Raw genomic sequence first — 14,748 nt, 5'->3', positions numbered from 1 at the left:
AGTCACGCGATATACCGGTCTGGCGAAAATGCTCGCACCTCGAACGGCGGCGCATCGCCCGCGATCATCGCCGCAATTGCGGCGCCAGTTCCGGGGCCGGTGGTGAAGCCGATATGCTGGTTGCCGAAGGCGAGCCAGAGCCCGCGATGTCGCGGCGCCGCACCGATCATCGGCAGGCTGTCGGGCAGCGTCGGCCGCGCGCCGCGCCAGCGCTCGCCGACCGCATCGCCAAATTCGACCACGCTGCGCGCCATCGGCACCACCGCCTCGAGCTGCGAAAAATTCGAGGGCGCGTCGCGCGCGGTGAGCTCGACGCCGCTGGTGACGCGAACGCCCGATTCCATCGGCGTCATCAGAAAGCCGCCCTCCGCATCATGGATCGGCCGCAGCAATTTGCGTGCCGGGTTCGGCACGAAATGCTGGTGATAGCCGCGCTCGAAGGCCAGCGGCACGCGATAGCCGAGCGGCCGCAGCAGTTCGGCCGACCACGGCCCGAGCGCGACCACGACATGGCGCGCGGCGATCTCGCCGTCGGCGAGCTGCACGCGCCAGCCGTCGCCGTGCGGCTCGATCCGCCGGACCCCGGATTGCCTGATCGTGCCGCCGCCAGCGGCGAGCATCCGCGCGTAGGCCTTGACCACAGCTCCAGGTGAATCGACCGATGCCGTCTGCGTGTGCAGCAGGCCGACGCTATAGGCAGGGATGATGTTGGGCTCGAGCGCGGAGATCGCCTGGCGATCGAGCACCTCGCTCCTGATGCCGAACTCGGCGAGCGCTGCCTGCTCGGCCTGGGCGGCGGCGCGCCCGTCGCTGCGCCAGGCCTTGAGCCAACCGGTTTCGCGGATGCGATGGCCGGCGCCGGCCTGCACGATCCAGTCGCGATGCAGCTTCAGCGAGGTCCCGATCAAACCGTGCAGCGCGGCGGCGCGCGGCCTGGTCTGCGATGGCACAGCGGCTGCAAGGAAGCGCATCACCCAGCCGGCATTGGCGAGCGCCCACGCAATGTTCCAGCGCAGCGCCGGATGCGCGTTGGTCAGATATTTCGGCAAGTTCTTCAGCAGCGACGGCGTATTGAGCGGCAGGATCGAGCCTGACGAGATGATGCCGGCATTGCCGTAGGAGGTTTCGCTACCGGGCTCGCGGCGATCGACGACCATGACGGAGAGCCCGCGCTGCCGCGCGGCGAGGCCCGCCGAGACGCCGACCATGCCGGCGCCGAGCACGGCGACATCGACCTGCTCTGTTGGTTCGCCCTCGCTCATGGCGTCACATCAAGGTCAGGCCGCCATCGACCGGCAGCGTCGCGCCGGTGACGTGGCCCGCTTCCGGCGACAGCAGGAAGGCGACGACTGCCGCAACCTCGTCGGGCTCGGCCAGCCGCTGCATCGGATTGGCCTTCGCGACGCGCTCCCAGGTCGCGGTATCAAGCGCGCCGAACAGGCCGGGATCCTTGCGGGTGTAGCCCGGCATCACGGCGTTGGCGGTGGCGCCTGACGCGGCGAGCTCGATCGCGAGCGACTTCACCAGCACCTCGAGCGCGGCCTTCGCCGCAGCCGATCCCGGATAGGTGGCGCCGGGCACGAAGCGATGCGGCCCGAAGCTCGACACCGCGACGACGCGGCCTTGGGCGCTGCGCGTGAGGTCGGACAGCGCCGCCGCCGCGATTTCATGGAAGGCCGCAGCCATCACCGCGAAGGCGCGCTCCAGCGCCTCGCGCGGCAGGCTCGGGAACTCGCGCCGGTCGGCAAAGCCCGCGGCGTGCACGATGCTGTCGATCGGCCCGAACGCGGCCCGCGTTGCCGCGACCAGCGCGGTGCCGGCGCCGGCTTCGGCGAGATCGCCGGTGCTCACCTCGACCTTCGCGCCCCTGCTGCGGCATTCCTCCGCAACCGAATTCAGCCGCGCGAGGCCGGCGGCCTCGGTGCCCTGTCCGTGCAGCATCAGGGATTGATCGGGGCCGGCGAGCCGGCGCGCGACTGCGGCGCCGATGCCGGAGCCGCCTCCCGTGATGATCGAAATTCGCATGAGGTGCGTGCTGTCAGTGCGATGCGAGACAGCGAACTATAGGTTCGGCGTCACGAAATGCAAACCGCGCGCATCGCCGTGAGTTTAGCGCCGCGTTCAACGCCAAATCAGCGCCAGGGCTCGACCAGGATCTTGGTGTGCGCCTCGGGATTGGCGAGATCGGCAAACGCCCGCGCGACGCCGTCGATGCCGACGCGGCCGGTGACCAGCGAGGCGGCGTCGACCTGGCCTTCCGCGATCAGGCGCAGCGAATAGGCAAACTCCTCCGGTGTGTAGCCGAGCACATATTGGACGTTGAGCTCCTTGATGATACCAAGCATCGGCTCGGATTTGTCGGTCTCCATGCAGACGCCGACCACGACGACACGAGCGCTACGCGGGGCGCCCTCGAACACCTGCTGCAGCACGCCGGGCACGCCGACGCATTCGAAGATCAGCGCGGGCTTCAGCGGCGGCAGCAGCGCCTGCATCGGCGGACGCGCCGCCTTCTCCGCGTCGGTCATCTGGGCGTGCTCGGCCCAGCTCGCATAGGGCTGCGTCCTGGCGGGATCGACCACCACATCTGCGCCCATCTTCTCGGCGAGCTGCCGCCGCGCCGGCGAATAATCGGCCGCGACGATCGGTCCAAGCCCCCTGATCTTCAGCGCCGCAATCACCGCCAGCCCGACCGGTCCGCAGCCGATCACCAGCGGCACCTCGCCGCCCTGGATGTTGGCCATCGCCACCGCATGCACGCCGACTGCAAGCGGTTCGGTGAGCGCGGCGTGCTCGGCCGCAAGCCCGTTCGGCACTTCGAGCAGCAGCGGCTCGCTGAGCAGCATCTGCTCGGCATAGCCGCCGAGATAATCGTTGGAATAGCCGATGCCCTTCGGGCCCTCTGGCGTCAGCAGCGCCGGCAGCGAGCACACTTTCGTCCCGGGCTTCAGCTTGCGCGTGGTGTTCGGGCCGTAGTCGAGGACCTCGCAGCAGAACTCATGGCCGAACACGACGTCGCGCGACAGATCCATCGGCGTGCGGCCGGGCAGGAACTTGCTCAGCTCCACCATGCGGTGGGCATGCTTGCGTGCGTGCAGATCGGAACCGCAGATGCCGCAGGCGAGCGATTTGACCAGCACCTGGCCGGGACCTGGCTTCGGCTCGGGCATCCGGTCGACGACGATCTCGCCGTTCCTGAAGATCGCTGCGCGCATATTCCCTCCCGCGTGGGTTTTGTCCCACTCATTTTGATGCGTATTTCGTCCCGCGAAATGCTGTCGCGGATCAAGTCCGGGACAAGCTTTCGCCGCAGGAGGCTATAGCACGGAGGGTCACCACGTATAGCGCATAACGCCCTTGCCGGCGTAAGACTGTGTCACGTTGGAGAATTCGCCTTCGAAGGTTGCGGCCGCCGACCAGCCGTTACGCCACTTCAGCTCGGCAGAGGCCGTGGTCAGCGCCGAGTCGCTGGCCTGCGCCGCGCCGTTGACCACGAAGGCCGCGCCGGGCAGCGTCTGGAACACCGCACCAACGGCGCGGTCCGGATTGAAGTCATGCGCCCAGGCAACGCGACCGCGCAGCGTGAAGATGCCGCCATCAACCGCGAACGATTTGTCGGAGCGCAGGCCGAGTTCGCTCCTGACGTCGGTGACGCTCTTCGCGGCATAATTCAGCGCGAAGGCGCCGCCGCCGGAGACCACGCTCTCCGCATAGGACGGCAGCTCGAAGCTCGTGAACTGCGCCGCCGCGTAAGGCGTCAGCCCGATCCACGGCGTGGCAGTGCGATAGCCGCCCTCGAGCCGGCCAGACCAGGCATTGGCATTGAAGTTGGCGCGCAGGTGATCGACGCCGGCCGCAGTGACGATGCGATCGGTGGTGACGTCCTGCCAGCCATAGGCGAGCGCCGCGCTCAAGTACGCCGCGCCGACACTGTGGCGCACGAACGCGCCGGCCTGGAACAGATCCGAACGGCCCCAGCCGAGACCGTTGACGCTGAAGCTGGTGGCGCCGCCGGCGAGCGCAAAGCCGGCGATGGTGTTCGGCGAGAAGCGGTAGTCGGCGCCGACCGCGGTGCCATAGAGGCTGCTGCTGGTATTGTTCGAGCCCAGCATCGCATTGCCGCTGGTGGTCTGCGAGCCGCCATAGCCCGCCGCCCATACGCTCCAGCGCTGCTCGAAATCGACCAGCCGCGGCGGCGCCTTGGTGTAGATCGCGGCCAGCGCATCGCGCGGCTCACTCTGGCGCGCCGCATAGGCGAGCGGCGTGCTCTCCTCGGCGAACGGCGTCGCCCCCGCGCCGCCGCCAAACCCACCATCGCGCCCGGCAACAAATGGATCGGTCAGCAGACCGAGGAACAGGCCCATCGCGTTGAACGTCGCCTGCTGCGATCCGGTCGCGCCCTCGCCCGAGGCCTGCGTCAGGCCAGCCGGCGACAGTCCGGCGAACACCGCGTTGATACCGCCATTGGCGTTGAAGAAGTTCTGCAGCGTGGTGGCGACGTTCTGCTGATTGACGTTCAGCTTCGACTTCGCGCCGTAATCGAGCGTGAAGTTCAGATAGGCGTTGCTCGCATCATAGCCGAGCGTCGCGACGAGGTTTGACGGCAGCCCGGTTGAATCGACGCCGACGAACGTGCCGTTGCGGCCGGCGGCCGCCGACAGGATAGTGTATTGCTTGGCGATCGTACTGCCGGCGGCGACGCTGACGCCGACCGATCCGGCCAGCGTCGCACTGCCGCTCACCTTGGCCAAGGCGGACGCCGTCGAATTGAGCCCGACGAGGTACAGCGCACCGGACTGGAAGGCGAGGTTGCCCGCCACGTTCAGGGATGTGCCTGGTGTCGCGTTGCCGGGCATCAGGATGCCGCCGCTTGCAATCGTCGTGTTGCCGACGGTGCCGATGCCGGAGAGCGCGCCGCCGGCATTCACCGTGGTGAGGCTCGACGAGGCGATCGAGCCATCGACCTGAAGAATGCCGCCGTTGACCGTCGTGGTGCCGGTATAGCTGTTGACGCCGGACAGCGTCAGCGTGCCGCTGCCGGTCTTCTCGAAATTGGCCGGACCAATGCGGCCGCAACCGCAGGGATCGGAATCCGCGATCACGCCGCTGACGATAGTGGAAAGATTGTTACCTCCGACGACGAGCGTGTTGCCGCCGCCGATATAGTAGGTGCCGGAGCCCGCGATCGAGCCTGCTGTGATGCGGCCGTCGCCGTTCGGCCCAAGGCTGCCACCGAAGTCCACATAGCCAGTGCCTTGGGTGATGAACTGTGCAGCGCTGCCGGTCGAATTGCCGAGGAACATGACGCGGGCCCCACCCTCGGTCGTGACCGTGGCGTTGCCGGCCGTTGCGAAGACGTCGAAGACCAGCGTGCCGCCGGAGCGGTTGGTGATCGTCGCATTGCCCGCGGTCGGCGCCTCCGTCAGGCTGAGACCGGACGTGCCGAAATAGGTCAGGCCGCTGTTGTCGATCGTTGCGTTCGCCGCAGTGCTGTTCTGGTAGAAATTGGTAAAGCCGGTGGCCGTCGTTGTGATCGTCGAGGATGCGGCCGACGAGAACTCGAAGAACAAGGTCCCGCCGCCGTTGTCGCCATTGGTAATCTTGGCCTGACCCGCATTGGTGTACCCCAGGAACACTGTGCCGGCACCATCATGATTGTGGATCATGGCCTTGTCGGCCGTGCTGGCGTCCGAGCCGCCAGGAGGCCCAAGCGCATCGCCAAATACCAAGGTGCCGCCATTGCTATTGTCAAACTTGGCATTGCCGGCAGAACTGGTGTCGCGAAAGATCGTGAGCGCACCATTGGTGTTGCTCACCATGGCATTGCCCGCGGTGCTACTGTCGCGAAACTCCGTGATGCCGAAATTCTGGTTGACGATCGTCGCCGTCGACGCCGTGGTGGAATTATAGAACGTCGTGGTGGCGATCCCGTTGAACCCGTCGTTGACGATCTTGGTGATGCCCGCGGTGTTAGCATTGACGATGTCGAACTTGCCGTCGACCGCGACCTCGCCGACGATCGAGGCGATGTGGCTGGCGTCGCCGAGTTGCAACGTTGCGCAATCGCAGATCGTGGTGCCGCCGGTGTAGGTGTTGGTGCCGAGCAGCACGACGCGGCCGAGGCCGCCTGAATTATCCAGCACCGTCAGCTTGCCGGGGCCGTTGCCGTCGGTGAGATTGGCGTTGATCGTGAGCGTGACGCCATTGGCGTCGATCGCGCTGCCGATGGCCGACGTGTTGATCTTGAAGTTGTTGCTGAATGTCAGGTTGCTGAGGCCGTCGGCCTGAAACGAAGCATTGTCGAGCGTGACGGTGCCTGACCCGACCGAACTGTTGTTGCTGACGACGACGGTCGTATCGACCACCAGCGTGCCGCCGGAATAGGTGTTGGCGCCGGAGAGCTGCACGTTGGAAAACGCGGACGCCGACGAGTCGATCAGGCGCAGAACCCCGGCGCCGGCACCGTCGGCAATCACGCCCTGGAGATTGACCTGGGCGCCGTTCGCATCGACCGTGCCGCCGGCCGCATTGACCGCGATGTTGTTGGCGAAGGCAATGCTCGAGACCGTCGGCGACTGCATCTGGAACGTACCGCCATTGAGCGTGATGGTGCCGGTGCCGATCGAATCCGCATTCGTCACCTGCACGGTGCCGGCGGAGATCAGCGTGCCGCCGGAGTAGGCATTGGTGCCCGCGAGCACCAACGAGCTGTTGCCGAGCTGCTGCACCATCGCCGGTCCGCCAATGCCGTCGGTGAGATTGGCGTTGATCGTGATGGTCTGGCCGTTGTTGGCCTGGCTGATCAGGCCGCCGGTCGGCCCGGACAGGCTGAAGCCAACCGGGTTGCCATTGATCGTGTAGGACTGCGAATTGGCGGTGAAGGTCCAGGACCCCGGCAGCATCAAGCCAGGCCCGATCGTGACCGTCGCCGATCCCGATGAATCGAAGATGGCTGATTGGTTCGGGAGGATCGGCGGCGCGCCGGCCGACGTGGTCGACCAGTTGGTCGGGAGTTCGTAAACATCGGTGCTCGTCGAGCTGCCCGTGCCGCCCCAGGTGTAACTCTGCGCTCGTGCCGAACCGGTCGGCAACGCGATTGCGCTGGTCAGGGCGCAGAGTGCCAAGGCCATCGCAGCGCGAGACGACCGACCACCTGACAGGAAAAAGAACGAACCAAAATGCACGTACCCGACCCCCAAACGCTCTGCGGCGCTCTTGGGGCTAGGGTTAGCACGCAGCGAACCGTGAGGTTGCCGATCGTTTCCGAAATCCGGTGATTCAGCGACCCGAGATCAAAGATTTCGGCCCGACTGTTGTACCCGCGCAACGCTAGTTGAAGCCGGTTTCGCAACCGACGCACGATTTCGTCCGGACGCTCAGGCGTTCGGCGACGGCTCGCTGGCCACGGTCAGCAGCTGCGACCGTCGGACGCGCTCGCGATGCGCGGTGTAGAGGCCCGAGGCGACGATGAAGCCGGCGCCGAGAATGGTCCAACGGTCGGGCACTTCGCCGAAGATCAGGAAGCCGAGGATGCTGACCCACAGCAGCTGCGTGTAGGAGAACGGTGCCAGCACCGAGGCATCGCCATAGCGGAACGCCAACACCACGATCCACTGTCCGACGGTGGACGCAACGCCGATCAGGATGCCGAACATGATGTCGTGCCAGCTCGGCGTAACCCAGACGAACGGCACCAGCGCGCTGACGATGGCAACGCCGACGATCGACGAGTAGGTCATCACGGTGATCGGGCGCTCGCTGCCGCTCATCATGCGCGTCAGGATCAACGTGGCCGCCCAGGCCAGCGCCGAGACGATCGGGAAGATCGCTGCGGGATGGAAGGCGCTGGTGCCCGGGCGCAGGACGATGAACACGCCGGCAAGGCCGACCGCAGTCGCGATCCAGCGTCGCATGCCGACCCTCTCACCGAGGAAAGCGATCGACAGCGCAGTAACGAACAGCGGCGAGACGAAGCTGGTGGCGGAGGCTTCGGCGATCGGCAGGAAGCCGAGCCCAGTGATGAAGATCAGCGAGGAACCGAGCAGCGCGGCGCCGCGCAGCACGTGCAGGCCGGGACGGCTGCTGCGCAGCGCGAACAGCGGCGAGCCCGGCAGCATCGCCGGCGTCATGATCATCGCGAACACCAGGAAGCGGATCCAGGCGATCTCGATCGAGGGCAGCGTGGAGGAGAGATATTTTGCCGTGACGTCGGAGGTGCCCAGGAACACGGTCGACAGCAGGATCAGCGCGATGCCCTTGAACGGCCGGTCGGTACGGGCGGGCGCCTTGCTTGTCGCTGCGGGCGCGGTCTTTGCGGGCAATGAAAGGGGAACGCTGTCCAGCCTGGGCGGCCACGGCTGCGGGGGGCGGTGTCACGGCAATCTCGAAGGCAAAATAAAGGGAATCTGCTGTTCGTAGAGAACGCCAATTCCGCTGCGAGAACAATGCCCGAAAACGGGACTCCGATATGCGCCAGCGCGCGCGACCGCCCGCCGCAGGTCGCATGCCGCCGCAACTGCAACAGTTTGTTAAGAACTGTGTGGAGCGGAACGCCCTCAGAGCATCGGCAGCGAGCGTGGCTTCGGCCCGCGCGGGAACGCGGCATCGAGCGCAGCGAGTTCATCGCCGCTGAGCTTCAGAGTTCCCGCCGCCGCATTCTCCGACGCGTGTTCCGCGTTCGACGCCTTCGGAATCGCGAGCACCGACGGTAGCCGCGTCAGGAAGCTCAGCGCCACCTGGCGCGGCGTTGCCTTGCGCGCCTGCGCGATCGATTGCAGCACCGCGCCGGCCCTGCTCGACGACGAGGGAAAATCATTGTGACCGAACGGCGAGTAGGCGACGACGGCGACGCCGTGCCGCTCGCACCAGGGAATCACGGCGTGCTCGATGGCGCGCTCCTGCAGATGGTAGAGCACCTGGTTGCAGGCGATCTTGCCTTCACCCGCGACATCGAGCAGTTCATCGAGATCCTCGGTATCGAAATTACTTACGCCCCAGGACCGGATCTTGCCCGCGGCGATCAATTCGTCGAACGCCGCGACCGTTTCGGCGAGCGGAGTGGTTCCGCGCCAGTGCAGCAGATAGCAATCGAGGCGATCGGTCTTCAGCCGCTTCAGCGAGCGCTCGCAGGCGGTGATGGTGCCGCGCCGCGAGGCGTTGCTCGGCAGGACCTTCGAGACCAGGAACACCTCGTCGCGCCGGCCTGACATCGCATCCGCGATCACAAGCTCGGCGTCGCCATACATCTCGGCGGTGTCGATATGCGTCATGCCGGCATCGATGCCGCGCTTCAGCGCAGCGACGGCCGCCTTGCGGTCACCGCGATCGAGATACCAGGTGCCCTGCCCGATCACCGAGACCTGCGGGCCGCTGTCGCCGAATTTTTTCGTCTGCACGATCGCCTCGTTCCGCGTGTTCCCTTGTGGCTCCGCGCAAAGATAGAGGAAAGAGACGATCGTGTCTCCACGGTGTCGTCCCTGCGAACGCAGGGACCCATAACCACAAAAGTCAATTGTAGAGGCCGCTGCGGCCCCAGCGTGGTCCAACAACGCGGATTTGGGGTTATGGGTCCCGACCTTCGCCGGGACGACAGCTGTATTGTGTCGCGCGCTCACGCGTCTCTCGACGCGCATCAAACGTTGAGATTCATCCACACCGCCTTCGGCTCGGTAAAGTTGTCGAGCGCGGCGGTGCCGTGCTCGCGGCCGAGGCCGGAATCGCGCTCGCCGCCCCACGGCAATCGCACGTCGGTGTAGCCATAGGTGTTGATCCACACCGTGCCGGCGCGGGCCTTCTTGGCGAAGCGCTGCACGCGGCCCATATCCGCGCTCCAGACGCCGGCGGCGAGGCTGTAGGCGGTGCCGTTGGCGATGCGCAGCGCATCGGCCTCGTCCTTGAACCTGATCACGCTGACGATGGGGCCAAAGATCTCCTCCTGCGAGATGCGCATCTCGTGCGCGACATTGGCGAACACAGCGGGGCTGATGAAATAGCCCCGGTCACCGACCCGCGCACCGCCGGTGGCCAGCAGCGCGCCCTCATGCTTGCCGATTTCGACATAATCGAGGATCGAGCGCATCTGCTTCTCGGAGATGACAGGACCGAGCGCGGTGGCGCGATCTGCGGGATCGCCGATCCGCAGGCTTTCTGCGCGGGCGACCAGACGCTCGACCACCTCGTCATAGGCGTTCTCCTGCACCAGCACGCGCGAACCGGCCGAGCAGACCTGCCCGGCGTTGAAGAAGATGCCGGCAGCCGCGGCCTTGGCGGCGGCTTCGAGATTGGCATCGTCGAAGATCACATTGGCGGACTTGCCGCCGAGCTCGAGCGAGACGCGTTTGAAGTTGCCGGCGGCGCCCTTCATGATGCCGCGGCCGACACCGGGCGAGCCGGTGAAGGTCACCTTGTCGACATCGGGATGATTGACCAGCGCGTCGCCGACGACGCGGCCGGGCCCGGTCACGATGTTGAGCACACCCTTCGGCAAACCGGCCTCGAGCGCAAGCTCGCCGATCCTGAGCGCCGACAGCGAGGTCAGCTCGGCCGGCTTCATCACCACCGTGCAGCCGCAGGCGAGAGCCGGCGCGAGCTTCCACATGCCGATCATCAGCGGGAAATTCCACGGCACGATCGCGGCGACCACGCCGACCGGCTCGCGCATCGTATAGGTCAGCGCGTCGTCGCGCGCCGAGACCACATCGCCGCTGATCTTGTCGGCCCAGCCGGCGTAATAGGTCAGCGTGTCGATGGCGGCGGGAAAATCCTGGCGCAGCACACCCGCAATCGGCTTGCCGGCATCGAGGCTTTCGAGCGCGACAATCTCGTCGGCATGCTGCTTCAGCAGCTCGGCCCATCGGAGCAGGATGTGTCCGCGCTCGGCCGCGCGCATGGTGCGCCACGGCCCCTCGAAGGCGCGGCGGGCGGCCGCCACGGCACGGTCGACATCCGCCTCGTTGCCTTCGGCAATCGTCGCGATCACCTGCTCGGTGGCGGGATTGAGCGACTTGAAGGTATTTCCGGCCAGCGAACGGACGCGGGCGCCGTCGATCAGCAGCAATTCGTTCCTGATGGTCGGGGCGCGGCGGGCGTCACGCTCGTAGTCATATGCAACGGACATCATATTTCCTCCTGGAGTTGTCGCTCAACTTAGGAGGCTTTTATCAGCAGTAAATATGATATCTTGTGCCTATTGGCATGCCAGTATATGAAGTTAACTTCATAAGTGGTGACCACGATGCTGCAGATCGAGATCGAGACCGTCTGGCGCTTTCGGAAAGAAAACAGCCCGCAGACCGCGGTCGTGATGCTCGGCATCCTCAACGAGATCAGGAAGACCGGAAAGATCACCAGTGCCGCCAACGACGCGCAGCTGTCGTATCGCCATGTCTGGAACCTGATCGAGCAATGGACCGGGTTCTTCGGCGTGCCGCTGGTGGAGACGCAGCGCGGCAAGGGCTCGAAGCTGACGCCATTCGGCGAGAAGCTGGTGTGGGCCGGCGAGCGGATGCAGGCGCGGCTCGGGCTGCAGCTCGAAAACCTCGCGCAGGAGCTGGTCACCGAGATCAAGCCGTTTCTCGAGCAGCGACCGTCGGTGATCCGGGTCCATGCCAGCCATGGCTTTGCGGTGTCCAAGCTGCGCGAGTTCCTCGACCGCGCGGGCGGCGTTGGCGTCGATCTGCGCTATGTCAGCAACCAGAACTCGCTGGTCTCGCTGGCGCAGGGCGCCTGCGATCTCTCCGGCGTGCACCTGCCGCGCGGCGAATTGCGCGCGCAGGGCATCAAGGCCTGCCGCGAATGGCTCGATCCGCGCGAGGACCGCGTCATCAATTTCGTGACGCGCGAGATGGGCCTGATGGTCAAGCGCGGCAACCCGCTGAAGATCACGACGCTGAAGGACCTGGTCGAGCACAAGGCCCGTTTCGTCAACCGCGACCACGATTCCGGCACGCGGCTGCTGTTCGATCAATTGCTGGCGCTGCACAAGATCCCGGAAGGGCGGATCAACGGCGCCCAGCATATGGAATTCACCCATGCGGCGGTCGCCGCCTATGTCGCGAGCGGCATGGCGGATGCGAGCTTTGGCGTCGAGGCCGCGGCACGGCAGTTCGGGCTCGATTTCATCCGCCTGCTCACGGAAGATTATTTCTTCGTCTGCAAGCGCGCCTTTCTCGAGACCGAGCCGATGCAGCGGGTGCTCGACATCATGAAGAGCAGCGAGTTTCACAAGGCGGTGGGCGCCCTTCCCGGCTATGTCGCCTCCCATACCGGCGCCGTCAGCGGCGTGAAGGAGTTTCTCGAGAAACTGCATTCGGACCACTGACCGGCCACACGAGGATCGACAGCCAGGGAAAATATCTAGCCGAGCCCGCTGATGTCGGCGACCAGCACCGAGCCGGTCACCGATTCCGTGATGTAGAGGCGGTTGCGGTTGGCGCCGCCGATCGCGACATTGGTGCAGCTCGGCCCGGCGCAGGACTTGATCCGCGCGATGCACTCGCCGTTCGGCGCAAACACGAACACATGGCCGAGCGAGGCATGCGCGACGAACAGCCGACCGGCGGCGTCCATCGTCATGCCGTCGGGTCCGCTCGGGCCGAACAGCGAGCAGAAGCGGCCGACCTTGGAGACGCTGCCGTCCTTCATGAACGGTGCGCGCCAGACCGCATTGTCGCGCGTCATGGCGACGAACAGCACCGCCTCGTGCGGATCGAGCACCAGGCCGTTCGGGCTGATGCCGGTGTCGATCAGGCAGTCGAGCGCTCCGTTCACCCGCAGTCGATAGACGCGGCCGGTCGGATCGTGCAGCCCGGTCTGGCCCTGATCGGTGAAATAGATGTCGCCGTTCGAGGCGATGTGCAGGTCGTTGCAGCCGCGGAACGATTCCGAATTGCGCGAGCGCAGCAGGGGCGTGACCTCGCCCGACCTGGCATCGAGTTCCATCAGCCCGTGCCGATAGTCGGCGATCAGGATGCGGCCCATCGCATCGATCTTCAGCCCGTTCGGCCAGCCGTCATACTCGGCAACCTGCGACCATGACTTGTCAGGCGCGATCCTGAAGATGCGGCCGAACGGGATGTCGACGATGTAGAGATTGCCCTCGGCATCGAACGACGGTCCCTCGATGAAGCAGTCGGTCACCGCGCCCGGGCGGTTGGCGTCGGCCCATTCGCTCGCCACCCTGCGGCGGAATTCGGCCGGCACGGCGGAGAAGATTTCAGTCGCGATCAGTTTCGGCGGCGTTTCCAGAAACATCATTGTTGGCTCACCCGTTGGCGGAACGGGGCGGACCATAGATGCTTGCGCACGTCATTGCGAGCGCAGCGAAGCAATCCACCTATCCGCCTGAGCGATGGCCGGACGGAAGGGCTCTTGCAGCGACGTGGAAGGCTTCTGTCACCGCCTGCTATTCGACCGGCTGCACCGGGCCATAGGCTTCCGAGATCATGTAGCCGGACAGCGTGCCGTAGGCCGCGGTCCACGCGGCGGCGACGTCAGGCGTCCAGGCTTCGCCGAGCCCCTTCTCCAGCGTCCACAGCAACGCGCCGCCGACCACCGGATAATGCTCGGCCTTGGCGCCGTAGCCGACATGCCGCTTGGCCAGCGCACTCGCGGCCGGCAGGATCGTGTCGAGATTGCTCAGCCCATTCACGACGACGGCAAGCGTCGTCATCAATTTCTTGCGCTGCTCCTTCATGTCGACCGGAAACATCGCCTTCACGGCGGGCGCGACTTCGAACAAGCGGTCGTAGAAAATGACCGCGGCCTGCTCCGAGATCGGCGCGACCTTGCCAAAGCTGTCCTGAACCAGCTTGATTTGGGCCGGATTCATCTCAATTCTCCTCGGTCATGAAATGAGTTCTGAAACGATTTTTCAAAACGCGAGCATTGGTAACCGAAGCTGGCGCTTCGGTTCAAAGCGGAAGCGCTTGCCGGCGGCGTAGTCATCACGCCGCTTCGACGAAGCTGTGGCGCTCATAGAGGAATTCGAGCACGCGCTGCCGGCACTTCAGGTAGCCCTGGTTGGTCGCGAGCTCGAGCCGCTTGCGCGGCCGCGCCAACGGCACCTCGAGCACCTCGCCGATCCGCGCGCTCGGGCCGTTGGTCATCATCACGATGCGGTCGGACAGCAGCACCGCCTCGTCGACGTCGTGGGTGATCATCAGGATGGTGTTGCCGAGCTTCTGATGCAGCGCCATCACCGAATCCTGCAGGTGCGCCCGGGTCAGCGCGTCAAGCGCGCCGAACGGCTCGTCCAGCAGCAGCACCTTCGGCTCCATCGCGAGCGCACGCGCGATGCCGACGCGCTGCTTCATACCGCCCGAGATCTCGCTCGGCCGCTTGTCCTTGGCATGCGCCATTTGCACGAGGCTGAGATTGTGCATCACCCAGGCGTCGCGCTCGGCCTTGCTCTTGGTCCTTGCAAACACCTTGTCGACGCCGAGCTTGACGTTCTCGTAGACGGTCAGCCACGGCAGCAGGCTGTGATTCTGGAACACCACGGCCCGATCCGGCCCCGGCGAATTGACCTCGCGGTTCTCCAGCAGCACGCCGCCATTGGTGGCGCCGGTGAGGCCGGCGACGATGTTGAGCAGGGTCGACTTGCCGCAACCGGAGTGACCAATGATCGAGACGTATTCGCCCTTCTCGATGGTCAGATTGATGTCCTTCAGCACCTCCGTGGTGGCGCTACCGCGGGTGAAGGTCTTGTCGATGTGATCGAGCTTCAGATAGGCCTGCATGACGTCCTCC

General features: G+C 65.6%; 11 protein-coding genes. 1 reads left to right on the top strand and 10 read right to left on the bottom strand.

Annotated features, from left to right (window positions below; genetic code table 11):
* Window positions 1-2 precede the first annotated feature (2 nt).
* From QA639_RS14590 to QA639_RS14560, 7 genes are all read right to left on the bottom strand, one after another.
* Window positions 3-1,262, bottom strand: a complete 1,260-nt coding sequence (locus QA639_RS14590) for an NAD(P)/FAD-dependent oxidoreductase (RefSeq protein ID WP_157347642.1) — start codon at window positions 1,260-1,262, stop codon at window positions 3-5.
* Window positions 1,263-1,266: 4 nt separating this feature from the next.
* On the bottom strand, window positions 1,267-2,025 hold the full coding sequence (locus tag QA639_RS14585) for an SDR family NAD(P)-dependent oxidoreductase (protein WP_157347640.1): 759 nt from the start codon (window positions 2,023-2,025) through the stop codon (window positions 1,267-1,269).
* Window positions 2,026-2,132: 107 nt separating this feature from the next.
* Window positions 2,133-3,215 (bottom strand): zinc-binding dehydrogenase, encoded by a 1,083-nt coding sequence (locus tag QA639_RS14580; protein ID WP_157347638.1) that lies wholly within the window; start codon window positions 3,213-3,215, stop codon window positions 2,133-2,135.
* 117 nt (window positions 3,216-3,332) lie between these two features.
* Window positions 3,333-7,130: an autotransporter domain-containing protein gene (locus tag QA639_RS14575; RefSeq protein ID WP_283090113.1), complete on the bottom strand. Its 3,798-nt coding sequence runs from the start codon at window positions 7,128-7,130 to the stop codon at window positions 3,333-3,335.
* Between the two features lie 246 nt (window positions 7,131-7,376).
* Window positions 7,377-8,321 (bottom strand): DMT family transporter, encoded by a 945-nt coding sequence (locus QA639_RS14570; protein ID WP_198400274.1) that lies wholly within the window; start codon window positions 8,319-8,321, stop codon window positions 7,377-7,379.
* Between the two features lie 234 nt (window positions 8,322-8,555).
* Complete coding sequence (locus QA639_RS14565; protein WP_283090112.1) at window positions 8,556-9,395, bottom strand: aldo/keto reductase; 840 nt, start codon at window positions 9,393-9,395, stop codon at window positions 8,556-8,558.
* Between the two features lie 236 nt (window positions 9,396-9,631).
* On the bottom strand, window positions 9,632-11,116 hold the full coding sequence (locus QA639_RS14560; protein WP_283090583.1) for an aldehyde dehydrogenase family protein: 1,485 nt from the start codon (window positions 11,114-11,116) through the stop codon (window positions 9,632-9,634).
* A 117-nt stretch (window positions 11,117-11,233) separates the two neighbouring features.
* Here QA639_RS14560 and QA639_RS14555 point away from each other — a divergent pair, with 117 nt between their 5' ends.
* On the top strand, window positions 11,234-12,319 hold the full coding sequence (locus QA639_RS14555) for a substrate-binding domain-containing protein (RefSeq protein ID WP_283090111.1): 1,086 nt from the start codon (window positions 11,234-11,236) through the stop codon (window positions 12,317-12,319).
* A 35-nt stretch (window positions 12,320-12,354) separates the two neighbouring features.
* Here QA639_RS14555 and QA639_RS14550 read toward each other — a convergent pair whose 3' ends face one another.
* From QA639_RS14550 to QA639_RS14540, 3 genes are all read right to left on the bottom strand, one after another.
* Window positions 12,355-13,254 carry an SMP-30/gluconolactonase/LRE family protein gene (locus tag QA639_RS14550; RefSeq protein WP_283090110.1) on the bottom strand — a complete coding sequence of 300 codons (900 nt, stop codon included), beginning with the start codon at window positions 13,252-13,254 and terminating at the stop codon, window positions 12,355-12,357.
* A 148-nt stretch (window positions 13,255-13,402) separates the two neighbouring features.
* Window positions 13,403-13,828 (bottom strand): globin family protein, encoded by a 426-nt coding sequence (locus QA639_RS14545; protein ID WP_028338124.1) that lies wholly within the window; start codon window positions 13,826-13,828, stop codon window positions 13,403-13,405.
* 115 nt (window positions 13,829-13,943) lie between these two features.
* A complete protein-coding gene (locus QA639_RS14540) occupies window positions 13,944-14,738 on the bottom strand; it encodes an ABC transporter ATP-binding protein (RefSeq protein ID WP_028338125.1) in 795 nt (264 codons plus the stop codon).
* Window positions 14,739-14,748 lie beyond the last annotated feature (10 nt).

The organism is Bradyrhizobium pachyrhizi (assembly GCF_029714545.1).
In the GTDB taxonomy this organism is placed as follows: Bacteria; Pseudomonadota; Alphaproteobacteria; order Rhizobiales; family Xanthobacteraceae; genus Bradyrhizobium; species Bradyrhizobium pachyrhizi.
Note: the sequence above shows the minus strand (reverse complement) of the source record. Positions and strands in the feature narration are given on the sequence as shown.